General features: G+C 72.3%; 20 protein-coding genes. 14 read left to right on the top strand and 6 right to left on the bottom strand.

Features of this window, described 5'->3' with window-relative positions; genetic code table 11:
* Nucleotides 1–9: 9 nt before the first annotated feature.
* The 4 genes from ACRWND_RS11480 to ACRWND_RS11465 all read left to right on the top strand — a co-directional run bounded on the left by ACRWND_RS11480 (nucleotide 10) and on the right by ACRWND_RS11465 (nucleotide 2,466).
* A complete protein-coding gene (locus ACRWND_RS11480) occupies nucleotides 10–1,290 on the top strand; it encodes a CynX/NimT family MFS transporter (RefSeq protein ID WP_431948594.1) in 1,281 nt (426 codons plus the stop codon).
* A gap of 46 nt (nucleotides 1,291–1,336) precedes the next feature.
* Complete coding sequence (locus tag ACRWND_RS11475) at nucleotides 1,337–1,459, top strand: SGM_5486 family transporter-associated protein (protein WP_431948593.1); 123 nt, start codon at nucleotides 1,337–1,339, stop codon at nucleotides 1,457–1,459.
* Nucleotides 1,460–1,628: 169 nt separating this feature from the next.
* Nucleotides 1,629–1,871: a hypothetical protein gene (locus ACRWND_RS11470; RefSeq protein ID WP_431948592.1), complete on the top strand. Its 243-nt coding sequence runs from the start codon at nucleotides 1,629–1,631 to the stop codon at nucleotides 1,869–1,871.
* Between the two features lie 73 nt (nucleotides 1,872–1,944).
* Nucleotides 1,945–2,466 (top strand): SixA phosphatase family protein, encoded by a 522-nt coding sequence (locus ACRWND_RS11465; protein ID WP_431948591.1) that lies wholly within the window; start codon nucleotides 1,945–1,947, stop codon nucleotides 2,464–2,466.
* 116 nt (nucleotides 2,467–2,582) lie between these two features.
* Here ACRWND_RS11465 and serB read toward each other — a convergent pair whose 3' ends face one another.
* Both serB and ACRWND_RS11455 read right to left on the bottom strand, forming a co-directional pair.
* A complete protein-coding gene (serB, locus tag ACRWND_RS11460) occupies nucleotides 2,583–3,821 on the bottom strand; it encodes a phosphoserine phosphatase SerB (protein ID WP_431948590.1) in 1,239 nt (412 codons plus the stop codon).
* A gap of 70 nt (nucleotides 3,822–3,891) precedes the next feature.
* Entirely contained in the window at nucleotides 3,892–5,601 is a 1,710-nt protein-coding gene (locus tag ACRWND_RS11455; RefSeq protein WP_431948589.1) for a streptophobe family protein, read from the bottom strand.
* 199 nt (nucleotides 5,602–5,800) lie between these two features.
* Here ACRWND_RS11455 and ACRWND_RS11450 point away from each other — a divergent pair, with 199 nt between their 5' ends.
* From ACRWND_RS11450 to ACRWND_RS11435, 4 genes are all read left to right on the top strand, one after another.
* Nucleotides 5,801–8,362 (top strand): FHA domain-containing protein, encoded by a 2,562-nt coding sequence (locus tag ACRWND_RS11450; RefSeq protein ID WP_431948588.1) that lies wholly within the window; start codon nucleotides 5,801–5,803, stop codon nucleotides 8,360–8,362.
* Nucleotides 8,363–8,691: 329 nt separating this feature from the next.
* Nucleotides 8,692–9,846, top strand: a complete 1,155-nt coding sequence (locus ACRWND_RS11445; protein WP_431948587.1) for a GAF domain-containing sensor histidine kinase — start codon at nucleotides 8,692–8,694, stop codon at nucleotides 9,844–9,846.
* Nucleotides 9,839–10,483 (top strand): response regulator, encoded by a 645-nt coding sequence (locus ACRWND_RS11440; RefSeq protein WP_431948586.1) that lies wholly within the window; start codon nucleotides 9,839–9,841, stop codon nucleotides 10,481–10,483. Before ACRWND_RS11445 ends, ACRWND_RS11440 begins: the two co-directional genes overlap by 8 nt.
* 243 nt (nucleotides 10,484–10,726) lie before the next feature.
* Nucleotides 10,727–10,975 carry a chaplin gene (locus ACRWND_RS11435; protein WP_431948655.1) on the top strand — a complete coding sequence of 83 codons (249 nt, stop codon included), beginning with the start codon at nucleotides 10,727–10,729 and terminating at the stop codon, nucleotides 10,973–10,975.
* Nucleotides 10,976–11,146: 171 nt separating this feature from the next.
* On the opposite strand, the gene ACRWND_RS11430 is transcribed toward ACRWND_RS11435, so the two are convergent.
* Nucleotides 11,147–11,944, bottom strand: coding sequence for a hypothetical protein (locus ACRWND_RS11430; protein ID WP_431948585.1), 798 nt, complete (start codon nucleotides 11,942–11,944; stop codon nucleotides 11,147–11,149).
* 114 nt (nucleotides 11,945–12,058) lie between these two features.
* Here ACRWND_RS11430 and ACRWND_RS11425 point away from each other — a divergent pair, with 114 nt between their 5' ends.
* The 4 genes from ACRWND_RS11425 to ACRWND_RS11410 all read left to right on the top strand — a co-directional run bounded on the left by ACRWND_RS11425 (nucleotide 12,059) and on the right by ACRWND_RS11410 (nucleotide 15,356).
* Nucleotides 12,059–12,850 (top strand): ABC transporter ATP-binding protein, encoded by a 792-nt coding sequence (locus ACRWND_RS11425; RefSeq protein WP_431948584.1) that lies wholly within the window; start codon nucleotides 12,059–12,061, stop codon nucleotides 12,848–12,850.
* Between the two features lie 147 nt (nucleotides 12,851–12,997).
* The gene (locus tag ACRWND_RS11420) at nucleotides 12,998–13,420 is read left to right on the top strand and encodes an NfeD family protein (RefSeq protein ID WP_431948583.1); all 423 of its coding nucleotides are present in this window, start codon (nucleotides 12,998–13,000) and stop codon (nucleotides 13,418–13,420) included.
* A gap of 123 nt (nucleotides 13,421–13,543) precedes the next feature.
* The gene (locus ACRWND_RS11415) at nucleotides 13,544–14,485 is read left to right on the top strand and encodes an SPFH domain-containing protein (RefSeq protein ID WP_431948582.1); all 942 of its coding nucleotides are present in this window, start codon (nucleotides 13,544–13,546) and stop codon (nucleotides 14,483–14,485) included.
* A gap of 103 nt (nucleotides 14,486–14,588) precedes the next feature.
* Nucleotides 14,589–15,356, top strand: coding sequence for a sulfite exporter TauE/SafE family protein (locus ACRWND_RS11410; protein ID WP_431948581.1), 768 nt, complete (start codon nucleotides 14,589–14,591; stop codon nucleotides 15,354–15,356).
* A gap of 27 nt (nucleotides 15,357–15,383) precedes the next feature.
* Here ACRWND_RS11410 and ACRWND_RS11405 read toward each other — a convergent pair whose 3' ends face one another.
* The 3 genes from ACRWND_RS11405 to ACRWND_RS11395 form a co-directional block, all read right to left on the bottom strand.
* Nucleotides 15,384–15,887, bottom strand: coding sequence for an HNH endonuclease (locus tag ACRWND_RS11405; protein WP_431948580.1), 504 nt, complete (start codon nucleotides 15,885–15,887; stop codon nucleotides 15,384–15,386).
* A 423-nt stretch (nucleotides 15,888–16,310) separates the two neighbouring features.
* Complete coding sequence (locus ACRWND_RS11400) at nucleotides 16,311–16,844, bottom strand: YbhB/YbcL family Raf kinase inhibitor-like protein (RefSeq protein ID WP_431948579.1); 534 nt, start codon at nucleotides 16,842–16,844, stop codon at nucleotides 16,311–16,313.
* A gap of 46 nt (nucleotides 16,845–16,890) precedes the next feature.
* On the bottom strand, nucleotides 16,891–17,673 hold the full coding sequence (locus tag ACRWND_RS11395) for a sporulation protein (RefSeq protein ID WP_431948654.1): 783 nt from the start codon (nucleotides 17,671–17,673) through the stop codon (nucleotides 16,891–16,893).
* Between the two features lie 262 nt (nucleotides 17,674–17,935).
* Here ACRWND_RS11395 and ACRWND_RS11390 point away from each other — a divergent pair, with 262 nt between their 5' ends.
* Together ACRWND_RS11390 and tyrS are read left to right on the top strand one after the other, a co-directional pair.
* Nucleotides 17,936–18,547: a DNA-3-methyladenine glycosylase gene (locus ACRWND_RS11390; protein WP_431948578.1), complete on the top strand. Its 612-nt coding sequence runs from the start codon at nucleotides 17,936–17,938 to the stop codon at nucleotides 18,545–18,547.
* A 147-nt stretch (nucleotides 18,548–18,694) separates the two neighbouring features.
* Nucleotides 18,695–19,960, top strand: a complete 1,266-nt coding sequence (gene tyrS / locus ACRWND_RS11385) for a tyrosine--tRNA ligase (RefSeq protein WP_431948577.1) — start codon at nucleotides 18,695–18,697, stop codon at nucleotides 19,958–19,960.
* Nucleotides 19,961–20,258: the final 298 nt, after the last annotated feature.

Here is a 20,258-nt window from a genome sequence, read left to right as displayed (position 1 = left end):
ATGGTCGGCATGCGTGACGACGAAGCGACGCTCGACCCTGCCGCGGAAAGTGCCGTCATACCCGCACTACCCGCACACCTCCCCACCGGCGCGCGCGGCACACGGCGCACCCGGACCCTGGTGGCGGTCGCGCTGGTGCTCGCCGCGCTCAATCTGCGGCCCGCCATCACCAGCCTCGGCGCGCTCCTGGAGGAGGTCCGTGACGGCCTCGGCATGAGCGGCACCGTCGCGGGCCTGCTCACCTCCGTCCCCGCGCTGTGTTTCGCCGTGTTCGGAGTGGCCGCGCCCCGGCTCGCCCGACGCCGCGGCCCCGGCGCCGTGGTCTGCGCGGGCCTGGCCGCGATCACCCTGGGTGTCCTGCTGCGTCCCTTCACCGGCGGCACGGTGCTCTTCCTCGCCGCCAGCGCCCTCGCGCTGGGCGGCATAGCCGTCGGCAACGTCCTGATGCCCGTCGTCGTCAAACGCTGGTTCCCCGACCGCGTGGGCACCATGACCGGGCTCTACTCGATGGCCCTGTCACTGGGCACCGCCCTCGCCGCCGCGGCGACCGTCCCGGCCACCCGTGCCCTCGGCGGGGACTGGCGGCTCGGCCTCGCGGCGTGGGGGGCGCTCGCGGCCGTCGCGGTGCTGCCCTGGCTGGCTCTCGTCCGGGACCGGGAGCACGCCCCCGCCGTTGCCCCGGCGGCCCCCACCGCGGAGGGGACCGGGACCGGCAGCATCGCCCGCAGCCGTACCGCCTGGGCGCTCGCCGTCTACTTCGGTCTCCAGGCCACGGGCGCGTACATCACCATGGGGTGGCTCCCGCAGATCTTCCGGGACGCCGAGGTCTCCGCCTCCACCGCGGGAGTGCTGCTCGCCGTCACCATGGTGATGGGCGTACCGCTCTCCTTCGTGCTGCCCGCGCTCGCCGGCCGGATGCGGCACCAGGGCGGGCTCGCCGTCGGCCTCGGCCTCTTCGGAATCGCCGGCTACGGCGGCCTGTGGGCCGCCCCGGCCGCCGCGCCCTGGGTGTGGTCCCTGCTGCTGGGCATCTCCAACTGCTCGTTCCCCCTCGCCCTCACCATGATCGGGATGCGTTCGCGCACGGGCGGCGGGGTGGTGCGGCTGTCCGCCTTCGCGCAGTGCACCGGCTATCTCTTCTCCATCCCCGGTCCGATCCTCGTCGGGGCCCTCTACCAGCACACCGGCGGCTGGGACCTGCCCGTGGCCCTCATGCTCGCGCTGATGGTTCCGCAGATCGCCGCGGGCGTGGCCGCCGGCCGCGACCGCGCCGTGGAGGACGAACTCTGACCACCCGCGTACGCGGGGGCCACCGTGGGATGGGAGACTGGGCGGCATGCCCGTGCTCGAGCCGAACCCCCCGCAGCCGCAGAAGAAGCTCCTCATCATCTTCGGCCTCATGATGGCCGTGCCCGCCCTGGTCGCGGTGATCGCGATCATCGGCGCCAAGCTGGGCTGATGCCCCGCCCCCGGGGTCGACGGTGGGGACAACCCCACCTTCCCTAGGGGGCCAGGGTCAGGGTCACGTGGGTGGGCCACCCGATGGGGCCGCGCGCCGTCTTTCCGTAGCGTCGTGGTGCACGGCCGGACAGCGCTCCGGCACCCCGGCTGACCCATGGAGGCGTCCCGTGTCCACGCAGGCTGTTCCCTCGCGTACCCCGCGAAACCGCGCCGCCCGCCCGGCGGCCGGGGGCGGCACGAAGACGCGCCTGCCGTGGTGGGCGCTCGCCCTGCCCACGCTCGCCTTCGCGGCGCTGCTGGCCCTGGTCGCGGCCCCGGGGGCCGCCGAGGCCTCGGCCACGGAGCCCGCCGGCCGGCTTCTGCAGGCCGTCGGCGAAGGGCTTCCGCGGCTCGTGCAGCACCTGCTGTGACTCTCCCGCGGCGAATCCGCGATCCGTTCCGCAGCCCGCGCCTGGCGGCCGGATTTCTGGAAAGCTGAGGAGCATGAGCGCAGTTGCATCGCCCCGCCGGATCGTCTTGCTCCGGCACGCCAAAGCCGACTGGCCCGACGTCCCCGACCACGAGCGACCGCTGGCGGAAAGGGGACGGAAGGAGGCACCCGTCGCCGGTCGCAGGCTCGCCGAACTGGGGATCCCGTTCGACCTCACCCTCTGCTCCTCGGCCGCCCGCACCCGTGAGACGTGGAAGCTCGCCGCCCACGAACTCCCGCACCGCCCCCGCACCGTCTACGAGGAGCGTCTCTACGACGCCACCCTCGGTGACCTGCTCGCCCTGCTCGACGAGACTCCCGAGGACGTCGAAAACCTGCTGCTGGTGGGCCACAACCCGGCCGTCCACGCGCTTGCGGACGCCCTCGCCGGGGAGAGCGACAATGACTCCCGCGCCCGGATGAACCGCACCGGCTTCCCGACGGCGGCCATTGCGGTGATCACCTTCTCCGGACCGTGGAAGACGGTCGAGCACGGCGTCGGGCGCCTCGTCGACTTCTGGTCGCCCCACGACTGAGGCGTCTCCCGACCGTGCGGGTCCCCGGGCCGCCCCGCCCCCTGTGGGCGGGGACCTCGTCGGGAAAGGCTTGGAGCACCCGCTCCACGGCCATGCCGTGCCAGGGGCCGCGCCGGTCAGGCGCCGGCCGCGCCGTCCCCGGCGTCGGCCGCCTCGACCTCCTCGCGCGTGATGCCCAGCAGGTAGAGCACGGTGTCCAGGAACGGCACATTGACCGCGGCGTCCGCCGCCCGCCGCACCACCGGCTTGGCGTTGAAAGCGACGCCGAGACCCGCCGCGTTGAGCATGTCCAGGTCGTTGGCGCCGTCGCCGATGGCGACGGTCTGGCTCAGGGGCACCCCTGCCTCGGCGGCGAAGCGCCGCAGCAGCCGGGCCTTGCCCGCCCGGTCCACGATCTCGCCGGTGACCCGGCCGGTGAGCTTGCCGTCCACGATCTCCAGGGTGTTGGCCGCGGCGAAGTCGAGCGACAGCCGCTCCTTGAGGTCGTCGGTGACCTGGGTGAAGCCCCCGGAGACCACGCCCACCTGGTACCCCAGCCGCTTGAGCGTGCGGATCAGCGTGCGCGCCCCGGCCGTCAGCCGCACCTCCTGGCGGACCTTGTCCACCACGGACTCGTCGAGCCCCTTGAGCAGGGCGACCCGCGCGTGCAGGGACTGCTCGAAATCCAGCTCGCCGCGCATCGCCGCGGCCGTCACCTCGGCGACCTGCTCCTCGCAGCCCGCGTGCGCCGCGAAGAGCTCGATCACCTCGTCCTGGATGACGGTGGAGTCCACGTCCATGACCACGAGGCGCTGCGCCCTGCGGTGCAGGCCCGCCGACACCACGGCCACGTCGACCCCGCGCTCGTGGGCCTCCATGGCCAGTGCCGGGCGCAGCGTGTCGGTGGCGACGCCGGACACGGCGAACTCCACCGCCGTCACCGGGTACTTCGCGAGCCGGAAGATGCGGTCGATGTTGCCGCCGACGCCGGTGATCGTGGCCGCTATGGCCGCCGTGGACTCGGCCGTCATCGGGTGCCCGAGCACCGTCACATGGGAGCGGCCCTCGCCGCGCGGCCGGTTGTCGCCGATGCCGGAGATGATCTCGGCCTGCAGGCGCATCGACTCCGCCCACGCGTGCACCGTCGCCCGCAGCTCGCCCTCCACCGAACGCCCCTCGGGGGCGGGCACCAGGGCGCAGAGCACGATGCGTCCCCGGGTGACGACCTGCTCGATGTCGATGACGCTCACCTGGAAGCGGGCCAGCGTCTCGAAGAGCCCGGCGGTGATCCCCGGCCGGTCCTTACCGAAGATCTTGACCAGCAGTGTCGGCACATTGGCGGCGGTGGCAGCGGTCGCCTGCGATGCGTCGTTCATGGTGCCTCCACCGTATCGGGCACCGTGCTGGGGACGGACATGTGTCCCGCCTGGCGGACGTCGTCCGTGCTCAGCGGCGTCCCCCGGGCGGACCGGGTGGTGGCGGGCCTTCCCGCGACGGGCCGCGCGGCGGCCCCGGGGGAGGCGGTGGCGGCGGTGGAGGCGGTGACGGTGGCGGCAGAGGTGCCCTGGTGACGGACCCCGCGGGCCGCGGCGGCTGCCGGTAGGGGTTCGGCCCGGCGTCCGGCGGGCCGTAGCCGGGGCTCGGGACGTACGGGCCGGGCCGGTAGGCGACGCCCGGGTAGGTGCGTGCGCTGCTCTCCCCGGACGCCGCCTCGGCCGCCCTGCGCAACGCGTACGGGGACACCCGGCGCCCGGCCGTCCCCGTCAGCAGGGTTAGCAGCGCCCCCGCGCCGCCCGCCAGGGCCCCCCAGAGGGCCCCCGCAAGGAACGCCATGGGGAGGCTGCCTCGCAGGTCCACGCCGGCGCCCACCGCGTCCACCCCGAAGACCGAGACGCCCGCGTTCACCGAGACACCGGTCACCCACACCAGCAGCGGGAAGGCGACCGCCGTGACCGAGCCGAGGCGCACCGCGCACAGCCCCGCGTACCGGGCGCGCGTCGCCCCCCACAGCGGGGTGCGGGCCGCCGCCAGCGCACCCGCGGCCAGCATCATCAGCGCCGCGGCGGCGGTCAGCAGCCACACCCGCTGGTCGTACTCCGCCAGGCGGACGGGCGTCACCGGCTCCTCCACGCTCGAGGACAGCAGCCGGTCCAGGGGATCCGGCAGCACCTTCGCCGGCTCCCCGGTGGCCATGCCCCGCCAGGACACGAAGAGCCCGAGCGGCACGGCCAGCCACACCCCGTTGGGCGCCCCCAAGAGGGCCGCCCCGGCGATCCGGCCCGATTGGCCGCCCGTCACCGCCGCATATGCGGCGGCGGCGCACCCCGCCACCACGGCCAGCAGCAGCACCCAGCGCAGCGCCGACGCCGCCGGCCGGACGACCCGGTGCAGTCCCTCCACAGCGGGCGGCAGCGGCGTACGACGTGACGTGAGCAGCGCCAGCAGCAGAACGGCCGACACCCACAGCAGACCGCCCACCAAGGTGCGGCCGGTGGCGACGTGGAAGCTCACCGACGCCTTGGCGGCGATCAGATGCCGCAGCCCGTCCCCGAGCCCGCCGCCGATGTCACCGAAGCCCGGAAGCCCGTCCGCCGGACCGCCGCCCTCGTCCCCGCCCAGCCGTGCGCCGTCGAGGGCGACGGTGTCCTGCCCGGCCCACGCCAGCGCGCCGAGCACTCCCACGAAGAGCACCACCACCGCCCCCGCCCGGACGGCGAGTTCACCGCCCGAGACGGTCAGCCCCGCCCCACTCCGCAGCGACCGCAGGAACACCCAGCTCAGCAGCAGGGCACCCACCAGACCGACACCCAGCGGCATGAGGTCCAGCCGGGCCTCGCCGGCTGAGCCGCCCAGCCCGAACACCGCGACGCCACCGGAGGGGACGACCTTGCCGCCCACCGCCATGGCGACGACGGCCGCCGTCATCGGCCCCAGCGAGCCCGCCGTGTCGGCGCCGAGCAGGTGCAGACCCAGCGCGGCGGTCGCCGCCATCCCCAGGTACGCCCAACTCACCGCGACCACCGCGGAGAGCAGCGCGCCGCCCCACGGGACCGCGCGCGCGGGCGTGTTCGAAGGTGTGGAGGTGTACGCCGTCATGCCCGCCCCCGAGGTGTCGCGTCCGTGCCGCCTGCGCAGCGTGGTGCCCCGATCCGTCATGAGCCGCACGGGCCCGCGCGCCTACCACTCTCCGGTGGTGTTCCGGCGCCGTCAACGGCCTCTCGGAAGAAGGTGCGCGTCACTCCCCGGCGCCACATGGCGCGGGCCGGCGTGCCCGGAACAGTTCCTCGCGGTGTGTCCAATCTCTAGACTTCCCCCATGGGGGGACAACCCGGGGGACGACTTTGTGGGGTTTGGGGTGCCTGAACTCGTACTCGAACTGAACGGTCGGACCTGGGAGCTCGATCCGTCCAGGTCGTACAGCCTGGGCCGGGATCCGCAGTCCGACGTCGTCCTCGACGACGCGCGGGTCTCCTGGCGGCACGCCACCCTTCGGCGCGGCGAGCGCGGTTGGGTCATCGAGGATCTCGGCAGCACCAACGGCACCTATGTCCAGGGTCAGCGCGTCCATGCCTACGACGTCACCGCCGGGGCCGCCGTCACCCTCGGAAACGCCGCCGACGGCCCGCGGCTTGCTTTCAGTGGCGGCGCTCCGGCCGGCGGTGACGTCCACAGCGCCGACACCGCGCTGGCCAGACCGCAGCGGGCCCGCAGGCCCGGGCCCGACGCGCAGGCGGCGCCGAAGTCCTCGGCCCCGCCCGGGCAGGGGGGCTGGGACAGCGGCCCGTCCGTCGCGCACGTGCCGCAGCCCTCGCCGGCCCCGCGGCCGGACCAGTGGAGTCCGCAGGCGCACATCCCGTCCCCGCACCGGCCCGCGGGCGGCGGCGCCGCACCGCCCCTCCACGGCGACCGCAGCCCGACGACCTTCCACCACCTGGTGCTCGGCCGCGTCATGAGGATCGGCCGCGCCCTGGAGAACGACCTGGTCGTCTCCGACCTCCAGGTCTCCCGCTTTCACGCGGAGTTCCGGGCGCATCCCGACGGCCGCTACGAGATCGTCGACCTGGGCAGCCACAACGGCACCTATGTCAACGGACAGCCGATACAGCGCCACCTGCTCGGCCCTCACGACATCGTGGGCGTCGGGCACTCCACCTTCCGGCTGGTCGGTGACCAGCTCGAGGAGTTCGTCGACACCGGTGAGGTCTCCTTCTCGGCGCGGCGGCTCACCGTCCGCGTGCCGCAGGGCAGCACCACCAAGACCATTCTCGAAGACGTCTCCTTCGGCGTCCCCGAGAAGTCGCTGATCGCCGTCATCGGCCCCTCCGGTTCCGGCAAGTCGACGCTGCTGCGTGCCCTGACCGGCTACCGCCCGGCCGAAGAGGGCGAGGTGCTCTACGACGGCCGCAACCTCTACAAGCAGTTCGCGGAACTGCGGCAGCGCATCGGCCTCGTCCCGCAGGACGACATCCTGCACAAGGAGCTGACGATCCGCAGAGCGCTGCGCTACGCGGCCAAGCTCCGCTTCCCCGGCGACACCAAGGCCGCGGAGCGTGAGGCCCGCATCGACGAGGTGCTGCGCGAACTCAAGCTGGACGTCCACGCCGACAAGCGCGTCACCTCGCTCTCCGGCGGCCAGCGCAAGCGCGTATCCGTCGCCCTGGAGCTGCTGACCAAGCCCTCGCTGATCTTCCTGGACGAGCCCACCTCCGGCCTCGACCCCGGTATGGACCGCGACGTCATGAAGCTGCTGCGCGGCCTCGCCGACGACGGCCGCACCGTGCTCGTCGTGACCCACTCGGTGGCCGAACTCGCCCTGTGCGACAAGCTGCTCGTGATGGCGCCGGGCGGAGCCGTGGCCTACTTCGGCCCGCCCGAGGAGGCGCTGAACTTCTTCGGCTACGAAACCTGGGCCGACGTCTTCTCCGCCTTCGAGACCTACCGCGACTACGACTGGTCCGGTCGCTGGCGCGGCTCCCAGCACTACCAGATCTACGCCGCGGACCTGGACGCCGTCGCGCCGCAGTCCGCAGGCGCGGCCCCGCAGCGGGCCAGGCCGCCCAAGCCGCAGCGCTGGCCGGCGCAGTTCGTCACCCTCGTCCGCCGCTACCTGGCGGTGATCGCATCCGACAAGGGCTTCATGGCCCTGATGGTGGTCCTCCCGGCCGTCCTCGGCCTGGTGAGCGTGGTCATCCCGGCGAAGTCCGGGCTGGCGCCGCCCGACGAGGCGGGCAAGTTCAACGCCGACGCGGGCACCATCATGCTGATCATCGCGGTCGGCGCCTGCTTCTCGGGCGCCGCCAACTCGGTCCGCGAGCTGATCAAGGAACGGGTGATCTACGAACGGGAACGCGCCACCGGCCTGTCCCGCTCCGCGTACCTGTTCTCCAAAGTGTTCGTGCTGGGTCTGATCAGCGCCCTGCAAGGCGTCATCATCTGCGCCATCGGCCTGTCGGTGCGCCGGCTCCCCGAGGAGGGCCTGATCATCGAGGGCTTCCCCGCCGCGGAGATCACCCTGGTGGTCATCGCGCTCGGCTTCACCTCGATGATGGTCGGCCTGGTCATCTCCTCGCTGGTGAGGACCGCCGAGAAGACCATGCCCCTGCTGGTGATGTTCGCGATCGTCCAGGTCGTCTTCACCGGCGTCCTCTTCCAGATCTTCGGCACGGTCGGCCTGGAGCAGGTGGCCTGGCTGATGCCGTCCCGCTGGGCCGTCGGCGCCGCCGGCGCCACCCTCGACCTCGGCCGCCTCATGCCGCCGTGGGACCCGGCCGAGCCCGGCGACCTGGACCCGCTGTGGGAGCCCTCGGCGGGCCAGTGGGGCTTCGACATGGCCGTCCTGCTCGGCATCGCGCTCGTGTGCGGCATCCTCGTGCTGAGGCTGCTGCGCCGCCATGAGCCGGAGGTCATGCGCAAGTAGGGGCCCCTTGTACGCGACGAGGAGGCGGCGGCTCCCCGAGGAGGGGACCGCCGCCTTCCGCGTGCCCGTGCCGAGTGCGGCGCCCCGCTCCACGGCGCCGCGCGCCTGCCGAGCCCCCTGGCGCCGCAGCGTGGCTTCCGTCCACGGCGTTCGGGAACAGGGTCGTCCCGACGAGGGTGCCCGGAGCCCGGCGGCGCCCAGGGCGAGCCCACCTTCTCAAGCCGCGTCGCAGGGTGAGGCGACAGGAACTTCGTCCTAGGTCGCCGGACGGGGGCCGCTCGGTCAGCTGGCCGATCCCGTCGGCCCCACCCCGCCGGTACGGTGAGCTCATGTCCAGCAGATCGCCCCGACGCGGCATCGAGGCGGTGAGCGCGGCCGTCCTCGCGATGAGCCGGCACCTCGAAGTGCGCGAGGTACTGCAGACGATCGTCTCGTCCGCCCGGGAACTACTCGACGCCGAGTACGCCGCCCTGGGCGTGCCGGACGACCACGGCGGCTTCGCCCAGTTCGTCGTCGACGGCGTCAGCGACGAGCAGTGGAAGGCCATCGGCCCGCTGCCCCGGCAGCACGGCGTCCTCGCCGCGATGCTGCACGAGGCCACCCCCCAGCGTCTGCCCGACGTGAAGGAAGACCCCCGGTTCGGCGGCTGGCCGGCCGCCCACCCCCAGATGACCGACTTCCTCGGCATGCCGGTGGTCGACGGCGACGAGATCCTGGGCGCCCTCTTCCTCGCCGACAAGCGCCGCGAGTCCGGCGCCCCGGAGGACGGCAAGGGGTTCACCGAGGAGGACGAGGAACTGCTGCGGACGCTGGCCGCGCACGCCGCCATCGCCCTGACCAACGCCCGCCTGTACGAGCGCAGCCGCGAGCTGACGCTGGCCGGGGAGCGCGCCCGCATCGCCCACGAGCTGCACGACGCCGTCTCGCAGAAGCTGTTCTCCCTGCGGCTGACCGCCCAGGCCGCCGCTGCCCTGGTGGCCCGCGATCCGCAACGCGCCCGCGAGGAGCTGCGGCAGGTCGCCGCGCTCGCAGCCGAGGCCGCCGACGAGCTGCGCGCGGTCGTGGTGGAACTGCGGCCCGCCGCGCTGGACGAGGACGGCCTGCTGGCCACCCTGCGCACCCAGATCGGCGTCCTGGACCGGGTGCACTCGGCGCGCGTCTCCTTCACCCACTGCCATGTCCGCGCCCTGCCTGCCGCACAGGAGGAGGCGTTGCTGAGGGTTGCCCAGGAAGCCCTGCACAACGCGCTGCGTCACGCGGACGCCGCTTCCGTGACCGTGCGCCTGGAGGGCCGCGGCAGGGGAGCGGTGCTCACGGTGCGCGACGACGGGCGGGGCTTCGACCCGTCCGCGGTGCGCCGTGCCGGGCGGCACCTGGGGCTCGTCTCCATGCGGGACAGGGCCGACGCGGTGGGCGGCGGACTGACGGTGGACTCGGCGCCCGGAAAAGGCACCGTGATCGAGATGGAGGTGCCCGGTGGCTGACGGCCCCATTCGCGTCCTGGTGGTCGACGACCACCAGGTGGTCCGGCGCGGTCTGCGGACCTTCCTGGAGGTGCAGCCCGACATCGAGGTGGTGGGTGAGGCAGCGGACGGGGAGCAGGGCGTGGAGCGCGCCGGCGAACTCGCTCCCGACGTGATCCTGATGGACGTCCGCATGCCCGGGGTCGACGGCATCGAGGCCCTGCGCCGGTTGCGTGACAACGGCAGCAAGGCCCGCGTCCTCGTCGTCACCAGCTTCACCGAGCAGCGCACCGTCGTCCCGGCGCTGCGCGCGGGCGCGGCCGGCTACGTCTACAAGGACGTGGACCCGGACGCGCTGGCCGGCGCCATCCGCTCGGTGCACGCCGGGCACGTGCTCCTGCAGCCGGAGGTCGCCGAGGCCCTGCTCTCCCAGGAGGAGGCCACCCACGGCCAGGGCCGCGGGGGGACCCTCACCGACCGGGAGCGCGAGGTGCTGTCGCTGATCGCCGAGGGCCGTTCCAACCGGGAGATCGCCCGGGCCCTGGTGCTCTCGGAGAAGACCGTGAAGACCCATGTGTCGAACATCCTGATGAAACTGGACCTCTCCGATCGCACCCAGGCCGCCCTGTGGGCGGTGCGGCACGGCATCGGCGGCTGAGTGGCGCGTCCGCACGGCCGCCGGTGCCGGCCCGAGGCTGCGGGCGGACGGCCCGACGGGAGCGGCCGGCGCTGCGAGAACCGGGGCACTAGCGGTAGGGCGAGCGGCTGGGGGGCCGTCCGGAGTGAGATTCATACCGTCGGGTGTATGTCGCTCGGATGGCGCAACCTGGCCGTCCCTGGGCCGTTCTCCATGGCGTGCTGCGGCGACTGCCGCGGTACCCGAGCAAGGAGGGTCAAGAACGTGAAGAACCTGCACAAGGCCGCCGCCGTCGCCATGGTCGCCGGGAGCCTCGCCATGGTCGGCGCGGGTGCCGCCTCCGCTCACACCGGGGGTGCCCAGGCCACCGGTGGCGCGAAGAACAGCCCCGGTGTGGTCTCGGGCAACGTGATCCAGGTGCCGGTGCACGTGCCGGTGAACGTCTGCGGCAACACCATCAGCGTCATCGGCCTGCTCAACCCGGCCTTCGGGAACGCCTGCGTCAACGGCTGACCTGGACGGCCCCCCGCCGTGCGACCGTGCAACCGGCCCCGGAGCGCTCCGCCGCCCCGGGGCCGGTCCGTTCCCCGGCACAGGGGTCAGCGCGTACAGCCGCCACGGCGAGCGCCCGTCGCGGCGCGCGGCGCGTGTCATCACGGAGGAACACCTCCCGGACAGCGGGCTCTACCCGCGGCGCCGCTCGGCCTCCTCCACGTACGCGTTGTACGCCGCCACCTGCGCCCGCCGCGCCGTCCGCTCCACCGGCCGCAGAAGCTCCGCACGGGAGGCGATCTCCGAGGCGCTGACCGCGGCCCCGTGCTCGGCCCGGGTGCCGGTCGCGATCGCGATCAGCGCGCCCACCCGCTGCGCCAGCTCCAGCACCCGGACCGCCCGCGGCGGATACCCCGGCGCCAGCACCTCCCGTCCGCGCGCCGCTCGCGCCCGGTACGCCTCCAGAGCCGCCTGCGCCGCCGGGCCCCCGCCGGCCACGTCCAGCCGCGCCAGAGCCTCCGTGGCGTCCCTCAACGCCTCCGCGAGCTCCCGCTCGGCCTCACCCAGCGAGGGCACGTCCGCCGGCGGCGCGTCCCGCACCTGAAGGCACTGCCACTCCACCGACACGTGCACGTCCCCCTGCGGCCCGGCCTCCGTGACCTCCGGCACCAGGCCGATGGCCGGTCCGCCCACGGCGATGACCGCCTCACCCGCCGCCTGCGCCCGCGCGTTGAACTCGGGCGGCCCGCTGAGCCCCAGCGGGTGCCCGGGCACCGGGAGTGCGATCCGCAGCCCGCAGACGCCGAGCGCGCGCAGCCGGCCCAGCCCCAGCGTCAGCCCCACCGGGCCGTCCTCCCCGGGCAGTCCGCAGATGCGGTGGACCGCATCGTCGGCGATCACTTCCTGAGCGGCGTCATCAGGTGCGGCAAGTCCGGCAATCAGGGCATTTCCCCAGGCGGCCAGCCGTCCTGAGCGTGGTTCGTCGAGCATCCCCCCAGCCTAAGGACTGGGGCGGCCCGGGCGTGGCGTAGATTTCCTGGGGGCGGCGCCTACAGGTGCTCGCGACGGCAGACGTGCGATCGGGAAGTGGGAGACAACACGCTCATGAGCGATGTTCTGGAGCTGGTGGACGTATCCGTGGTCCGAGACGGCCGGGCTCTGGTGGACCAGGTCTCCTGGTCGGTCGCCGAGGGCGAGCGCTGGGTCATCCTCGGTCCCAACGGCGCCGGCAAGACGACCCTGCTGAACGTCGCCTCGAGCTACCTCTTCCCGACCTCCGGCACCGTCCAGATCCTGGGCGAGAAGATGGGCGGCGTCGACGTCTTCGAACTGCGCCCGCGCATCGGCATCGCGGGCGTCGCCCTGGCCGAGAAGCTGCCGCGCAGCCAGACCGTCCTGGAGACGGTGCTCACCGCCGCGTACGGCATGACCGCCCACTGGCAGGAGAGCTACGAGCAGGTCGACGAGGACCGCGCCCGCGCCTTCCTCGACCGCCTGGGCATGAGCGAGTTCCTCGACCGCAAGTTCGGCACCCTCTCCGAGGGCGAGCGCAAGCGCACCCTGATCGCGCGCGCCATGATGAGCGACCCCGAACTCCTCCTGCTGGACGAGCCCGCCGCCGGACTCGACCTCGGCGGCCGCGAGGACCTCGTCCGCCGCCTCGGCCGGCTCGCCCGCGACCCGATCGCCCCCTCGATGATCATGGTCACCCACCATGTCGAGGAGATCCCGCCCGGCTTCACCCACGTCCTGATGATCCGCCAGGGCAAGCTGGTCGCCGCCGGTTCCATGGAGACCGAGCTCAACTCCCGCAACCTTTCCCTCTGCTTCGGCCTCCCGCTCGTCGTCGAGCGCCGGGGCGACCGCTGGACGGCCAGCGGACTGCCCCTGAAGTGACCTGCCGAAGTACCGGGCCGAAGTGACCTGCTGATGACCTGCTGATGACCTGCTGAGCCGCCCGGCGCACACGGAGCCGCACCAAAAGCGTCGGGCAGAATCGTCGCACCCTGTCACGGATCGACTGCAGGCCCTTACCATGGGCCTGTGGACGACTGGTTGTGGTGGCTGATCGCCGCCGTGGGGCTGGGTATTCCGCTTGTCGTGACCGCGATGCCCGAGTTCGGGATGTTCGCGGTCGGAGCCGTCGCGGCCGCGATCGCGGCCGGTGTCGGCTTCGGCATCACCGCACAGGTGCTGACCTTCGTCATCGTCTCCGTCGCGGGTGTCGCCGTCGTACGCCCGCTGGCCAACCGCAGCCGTGCGCAGCGCCCGGAGTTGCGCAGCGGCGTCGACGCGCTCAAGGGCCGTCAGGCCGTCGTCCTGGAGCGGGTCGACGAGCACGGCGGCCGGATCAAGCTCAACGGCGAGATCTGGTCGGCCCGCGCCCTCGACGCGGGACGGGCCTTCGAACCCGGCGAGAGCGTGGACGTCGTCGAGATCGAGGGCGCGACGGCCGTCGTGGTGTGACGCCGCCCCCGCAGCCGTGGAGGGCACGGGAATTCACCGAACCCGGCCCGCCGCGCCGCGGGGTCTGACAGACTTGATCATGTCTTCGTACAGGTAGCCACAGCAATCGGCGGGGGAGTGGACGTGCAGCCGATCATCATCGTCCTGATCATCCTGGTGGTGCTCGTCTTCATCGCGCTCATCAAGACGGTCCAGGTCATCCCGCAGGCAAGCGCGGCGATCGTCGAGCGCTTCGGCCGCTACACCAGGACCCTGAGCGCGGGCCTCAACATCGTGGTGCCGTTCATCGACACCATCCGCAACCGCATCGACCTGCGCGAGCAGGTCGTGCCGTTCCCTCCGCAGCCGGTCATCACCCAGGACAACCTGGTCGTCAACATCGACACGGTCATCTACTACCAGGTCACCGACGCGCGGGCCGCCACCTACGAGGTCGCCAGCTACATCCAGGCGATCGAGCAGCTCACGGTCACCACGCTCCGCAACATCATCGGCGGCATGGACCTGGAGCGCACCCTGACCTCCCGTGAGGAGATCAACCACGCGCTGCGCGGTGTACTCGACGAGGCCACCGGCAAGTGGGGCATCCGCGTCAACCGTGTGGAACTCAAGGCCATCGAGCCGCCCACCTCCATCCAGGACTCGATGGAGAAGCAGATGCGCGCCGACCGCGACAAGCGCGCCGCCATCCTCACAGCCGAGGGCATCCGCCAGTCCCAGATCCTCACCGCCGAGGGCGAGAAGCAGTCCGCGATCCTGCGAGCCGAGGGCGAGGCCAAGGCCGCCGCCCTCAAGGCCGAGGGCGAGGCCCAGGCCATCCGCACCGTCTTCGAGTCCATCCACGCGGGCGACCCCGACCAGAAGCTGCTCGCCTACCAGTACCTGCAGATGCTCCCGAAGATCGCCGAGGGCGACTCCAACAAGCTCTGGATCATCCCCAGCGAGCTCAACGACGCCCTCAAGGGCCTCGGCGGCATCGTCAACCTCCCCGGCGCCCCCGGCAGCGGCTCCGGCAACGTCGACGGCGGCACCCGCCGCGAAGCCCCCCGGCTCGACAAGGACTGAGCGGCGCGGCTGCCGCCGCCTTGGCGTATGACATGATCCGTGCGCTCCGGCTCCCCCCGGTCCCCTCGGGGGGAGGAGAGCCGCACCGACCATGGAGGCGCCTGTGACCTACTGGGAAGCCCTGGCCGTGTTCGCGGCCGGAATCGGGGCCGGCACCATCAACACCGTCGTCGGCTCCGGCACCCTCCTCACCTTCCCCGTCCTGCTGGCTGTCGGGCTGCCACCGGTCACCGCCAACGTGTCCAACACCCTCGGCCTCGTCCCCGGCTCCGTCAGCGGCGCCATCGGCTACCGGCGCGAACTCGCCGGACAGGGCGCCCGCCTGCTGCGGCTGGGCGCGTCCGCTCTCGCCGGCGGACTCGCCGGAGCCGCCCTGCTGCTGACGCTGCCCTCCCAGGCCTTCGACACGATCGTGCCCGTCCTCATCGGGCTCGCCCTCGTCCTCGTCCTCGTCCAACCCCGGCTCTCCCGGGCCCTGCAGGCGCGCCGGTCCGGCAACGGCGGCCACGTCCCCGAACACGGCGGCGCCGTACTGCTCGGCGGACTCCTCCTCGCCGGCATGTACGGCGGCTACTTCGGCGCCGCGCAGGGGGTCATGTACCTCTCCCTCATGGCGGTGCTCCTCGAGGAGTCCTGGCAGCGGATCAATGCGGCGAAGAACGTCCTCGCGCTGATCGTCAACGGCGTCGCCGCGGTCTTCTTCCTCTTCGTCGCGGACTTCGACTGGATCGCTGTCGCCCTCATCGCCGCCGGGGCGGCCCTGGGCGGAGTCCTCGGCGCCCGCATCGGCCGCCGCCTGCCGCCTGCCGCGCTGCGCGCCGTCATCGTCGTCGTGGGCCTCGCGGCGATCGCCCAGCTCCTGTTGAGGTGACCGGACGACCGCCACGGGGCCCGGCACTCACGCCGGCAGCCCGAGCCGGCCGGGTACGCCCTCACGGTCCTTCAGGTTCAGGGCCAGCAGCAAGGCGTCCGCCGGGGTCGGCTCGAACGGCTGGGTCAGCAGCCGCATCCCCGCCTGCTCCGGCGTACGGTCCGCCTTGCGGTGGTTGTCCTCCGCGCACGACGCCACCGTGTTCAGCCACGTGTCCCCGCCACCGCGCGACCGCGGCACCACGTGGTCCACGGTCGTCGCCCGCCGACCGCAGTACGCGCACCGGTGCCGGTCCCGCACCAGCACGCCCCGCCGCGACCACGCCGCCCGTTGTCGGAAGGGCACCCTCACGTATCTGCAGAGCCGGATCACCTGCGGCACCGGCACCTCCACCGCCGCCGCGCGGATCCGCAGCCCGGGATGGGCCTGCTCGACCACAGCCTTGTCCTGCATCACCAGCACCACCGCGCGCCGCAGCGACACAGTCGACAGCGGCTCGAAGGTCGCGTTCAGCACCAACGTCTCACCCACGTCGCCCACCCCTCGGGTCCACCCCGCCCCGGTGGCGAGGTGGCTCCACTCTGACCGGGCGATAGGTAAGCGGACAACGCAATTTCCGCACGTGACAGCGAACGCAGGAAAAAGGGATCAAAAAAGGTGGCGCCCCGGCACGGGTCCTTCGCCGCCGGCCGCTCCGGGCGCCCGGCCCCGAGGGGTCCCGGGCGCCCGGAGGGCGGCGATCGGCGTGGACACCCGGGCGCATGACCGGGCTCCGGCGGACGGCGGGCAGGTCACGCGGCGAGAACCGCACAGCGCAACGCCCCGGCGCCCCCGCCACTGCGGTGCCGACCCCCGGTGACGGTCAGGTCACCAGGCAGACACCACACTGCGATGCGGGAGCGCCGGGGCGCAACGGGATTTCGGGGCCCCGGCCGCTCGGCCGGGGCCCCGGAACTACTGCTGGTTCTCGTACTCGCCGATCAGGTTGGCCCGTGCGGTCGCGTGGAACCGCAGGTTGAAGCCGACGACGGCGGGCGACGCGTCCGCGTCAGGCCCGAGCTTCTCCTGGTCCACCGCGTACACGGTGAACACATAACGATGCGGGCCGTCCCCGGGCGGGGGCGCGGCACCGCCGAAGTCCCTGGTGCCGTAGTCGTTGCGGATGTGCACCGCACCCTCGGGCAGGCCCTTGAAGCCGTCACTGCCGGCGCCCGCGGGCAGCTCCGTCACCGTCGCGGGGATGTCGATGAGCACCCAGTGCCAGAAACCGCTGCCGGTGGGCGCGTCCGGGTCGTAACACGTGACGGCGAAGCTCCTGGTCTCCTCGGGGAAACCCTCCCACCGCAGATGCGGCGAGACATTGCCCTCGGCGTAGACCTGGGCGTCCTTGAGCGTGCCACCCGGCTCGATGTCGTCGCTCACCAGCGTGAACGACGGCACGGGCGGATGGAAATCGTGGGGCAGCGGCCGCCGCTTCTGCTCGGTCACCTCTGGTACCTCCTGCTGATCGCGTAACGCGCTTCGCCCGCCGATCCTAGAACCAGTTCCGCTTACCGCCGACCTCGGCCAGCCACTGGTTGAGATATCCGGCCCAGTCGGTCGTGTGGAAGGTGTTCATGTCCACCGTGAACGAGCGGAAGGCGTCGCTGCCCTCGCTGAACAGCCCCGGCTTCTTGTCCATCTCCAGGACGACGTCCATCTCGTGGCCGTCGCACACGAAGCTCAGCTCCACCTGCTGCAGCCCACGGTACTGCTGCGGCGCGAAGAACTCGATCTCCTGGTAGAAGGGCAGCCGCTGTCGGGTGCCGTGGATGTGACCGCGCTCCAGGTCCGCGTTCTTGAAGCCGAAGCCCAGCTGGCCGAACGCGTCGAGGATCGCCTGCTGCGCCGGCACCGGGTGCACGTTGATCGGGTCCAGGTCACCGGAGTCCACCGCGCGGGCGATCGCCAGCTGCGTGGTGACGCCGACGTTCATGCCGGTCAGATGCCGTCCCAGGAACGTCGTGACCGGGGTCTCCCAGGGGACCTCCAGCCCGAACGGCACCACGTGCACCGCACCCGCCTGCACCTCGAACGCCCCGCCCAGCTGCTGCCGGTGGAACTCGATGTCCTGCTTGTACTCCGTGTCCTGGCCCTCGACCTCGACACGGGCCTGCAGGCCCACCGAGAGCCCCTCGATCTGCTGCGGCACCGACCCGCCCTGGATCCGCACCTCGCCCTGGACAACGCCGCCAGGGACCACGTTCGGCTCGTTGAGCACCGTCTCGACCGACGCGCCACCGGCGCCCAAGCTCGCAAGCAGCTTCTTGAAGCCCACGATGTCCCTCTCCCTCATCTGGCGGTTGCCCCGGTCACTACGAACGCGGCCCCACCCCGAACGGTTCCATTACTCTCGTACCGCATGATCGCCCCTGCCGAAAGCACCCCACTCCGCAGGTCCTCCTTCGACCGGCAGGCGCCGGAGGCTGCCCCCTGCCCGTTGGGGCGAACCTTCGTACACAGGTCGCAGGACCGCCCGGTCGCGCCGCAGCCGACCGGGGCCGAGGCCACCCCTGCCACGGCACGCCACGGCGGTCGGCGTGAACATCGCTGATCTCGCGCGCCCCGCCGAAGAAGTCGCCCCCATGCTGCTCGGCGCCGTCCTCACCCACGAGGCCCCTGAGGGGACCGTGCACGTCACCATCACGGAGACCGAGGCGTACGCGGGTGCGGCCGACCCCGCCTCCCACGCCTACCGGGGCAGGACGCCACGAAACGCCGTCATGTTCGGGCCCGCGGGACATCTGTACGTCTACCGCTCCCATGGTCTGCACTGGTGCGCCAACGTCGTCACCGGGGCGGACGGCGTCGCCACGGCCGTCCTCCTCAGGGCCGGCAGGGTCACCGAAGGGGAGGACGTGGCGCGCGAGCGGCGGGGGGCGAAGGTCGAGGGGCCGCGTCTGGCGCGGGGTCCGGGGAACTTCTGCCAGGCGCTCGGCATCACGTCGGAGCACAACGGCACCGACCTGCTGGCAGGCGGCCCGCTCACGCTGTCCGAGGGCGAGCCGGTGCCGGCCGCACTCATCCGGATCGGTCCTCGGGTGGGCGTGAGCAAAGCCCACGACTGGCAGCACCGCTTCTACCTCGCCGGTGACCCGACCGTCTCCGCGTACCGGCTGAGTCCGAGAGCCGAGCCGTCCGCCGGAGCCTGATCCCCCAAGGACACGCGCGGCGCCCCCGCACCGCGCTGCCGCGCCCCCCCCGGCCGGGCAAAAGCAGTCGATCGGAACGCGTAGTCTCGGAAAGACTCCGTACGAACGGGTACGAGGCACCGACCGACTCTAGGAGACACGAGAACCGTGACGGACATCGTCGACGAGCTGCGGTGGCGAGGGCTGATCGCCGTTTCCACCGACGAGGACGCACTGCGCAAGGCGTTCGCGGACGGCCCGGTCACGGTTTATTGCGGCTTCGACCCGACCGCCCCCAGCCTCCACCTCGGCAACCTGGTGCAGATCCTCACCATCCGCCGGCTGCAACTGGCCGGCAACCGGCCGCTCGCCCTCGTCGGCGGAGCCACCGGTCTGATCGGCGACCCCAAGCCGACCGCCGAGCGGACACTGAACGACGCCGACGTCGTCGCCGGCTGGGTCGAGCGGATCCGCGCCCAGATCGAGCCCTTCCTCTCCTTCGAGGGCCCGAACGCCGCCGTGATGGTCAACAACCTCGACTGGACGTCGGGCATGTCGGCCATCGAGTTCCTGCGCGACGTGGGCAAGTACTTCCGGGTCAACAAGATGATCGCCAAGGAGGCCGTGGCCCGTCGACTCAACTCCGAGGCCGGCATCAGCTACACCGAGTTCAGCTACCAGATCCTCCAGGGCATGGACTTCCTGGAGCTCTACCGCCGCTACGGCTGCACCATGCAGACCGGCGGCAGCGACCAGTGGGGGAACCTGACCGCCGGCATCGACCTGATCGGGCGCGTCGAGGGCGCCTCCGTGCACGCCCTGGCCACCCCGCTCATCACCAAGGCGGACGGCACGAAGTTCGGCAAGACGGAGACCGGCACGGTCTGGCTCGACCCCGAGATGACGACGCCGTACGCCTTCTACCAGTTCTGGCTGAACGCCGACGACCGTGACGTGTCGAAGTTCCTGCGGATCTTCAGCTTCAGGTCGCGGGAGGAGATCGAGGAACTGGAGCGGCTCACAGAGGAACGTCCGCAGGCACGCGCGGCCCAGCGCGCCCTGGCCGAGGAGCTCACCACGCTCGTCCACGGCGCCGAGCAGTGTGCCGCGGTCGTTGCCGCTTCCAAGGCGCTTTTCGGCCAGGGCGAACTCGCCGGACTCGACGAGCGGACCCTCGAAGCGGCCCTTGGCGAGCTTCCGCACGCACGGGTCGCCGAGCTGGCCGGCGTCGCCGACCTGTTCGCCGAAGCGGGGCTCGTGGCCAGCAAGTCCGCGGCCCGCCGCACCATCAAGGAGGGCGGCGCGTACGTGAACAACGTCAAGATCGAAGACGAGGACGCGACCCCTGAGGCTGCCGACCTCCTGCACGGCCGCTGGCTCGTACTGCGGCGCGGCAAGAAGAGCTTGGCGGCGGTCGAGGTGGCCGGCGACTGACGTCGACCGGTTCTCCACGTTTGAGCGGCGGCGGAGCTTGACTCCGCCGCCGCACTTGCGTAACGTAGCCCAAGCCGCTTGAGACGGAACGCCCGGTTCGTCCGGGTCCTTCGATCGGCGGTCACTCACCACAACGACACCACCCGGAGCTTCGGGCGCACTTGTGTGCCTCGAATTCATTGGCGTGGAATCGCACGGCGAGTGGGGACGAATTCGCAGGACGCGAAGGAATCCGCTAACGTAGTGAATGTCGCCGAGGCCGAAACGCCGAAGGCGAAACCCCCTCCAGAGGGTGGCG

It is taken from the genome of Actinacidiphila sp. bgisy167, assembly GCF_965342175.1.
Taxonomy (GTDB): domain Bacteria; phylum Actinomycetota; class Actinomycetes; order Streptomycetales; family Streptomycetaceae; genus Actinacidiphila.
Note: the sequence above shows the minus strand (reverse complement) of the source record. Positions and strands in the feature narration are given on the sequence as shown.

Bases quoted from the DNA above. Each gene is read 5' to 3' on its own strand.
- ACRWND_RS11480 (WP_431948594.1), top strand. From the start codon at position 10: ATGCGTGACGACGAAGCGACGCTCGACCCTGCCGCGGAAAGTGCCGTC.
- ACRWND_RS11425 (WP_431948584.1), top strand. From the start codon at position 12,059: ATGAGCGATGTTCTGGAGCTGGTGGACGTATCCGTGGTCCGAGACGGC.
- ACRWND_RS11445 (WP_431948587.1), top strand. From the start codon at position 8,692: ATGTCCAGCAGATCGCCCCGACGCGGCATCGAGGCGGTGAGCGCGGCC.
- ACRWND_RS11475 (WP_431948593.1), top strand. From the start codon at position 1,337: ATGCCCGTGCTCGAGCCGAACCCCCCGCAGCCGCAGAAGAAGCTCCTC.
- ACRWND_RS11430 (WP_431948585.1), bottom strand. From the start codon at position 11,944: ATGCTCGACGAACCACGCTCAGGACGGCTGGCCGCCTGGGGAAATGCC.
- ACRWND_RS11455 (WP_431948589.1), bottom strand. From the start codon at position 5,601: ATGACGGATCGGGGCACCACGCTGCGCAGGCGGCACGGACGCGACACC.
- ACRWND_RS11465 (WP_431948591.1), top strand. From the start codon at position 1,945: ATGAGCGCAGTTGCATCGCCCCGCCGGATCGTCTTGCTCCGGCACGCC.
- serB (WP_431948590.1), bottom strand. From the start codon at position 3,821: ATGAACGACGCATCGCAGGCGACCGCTGCCACCGCCGCCAATGTGCCG.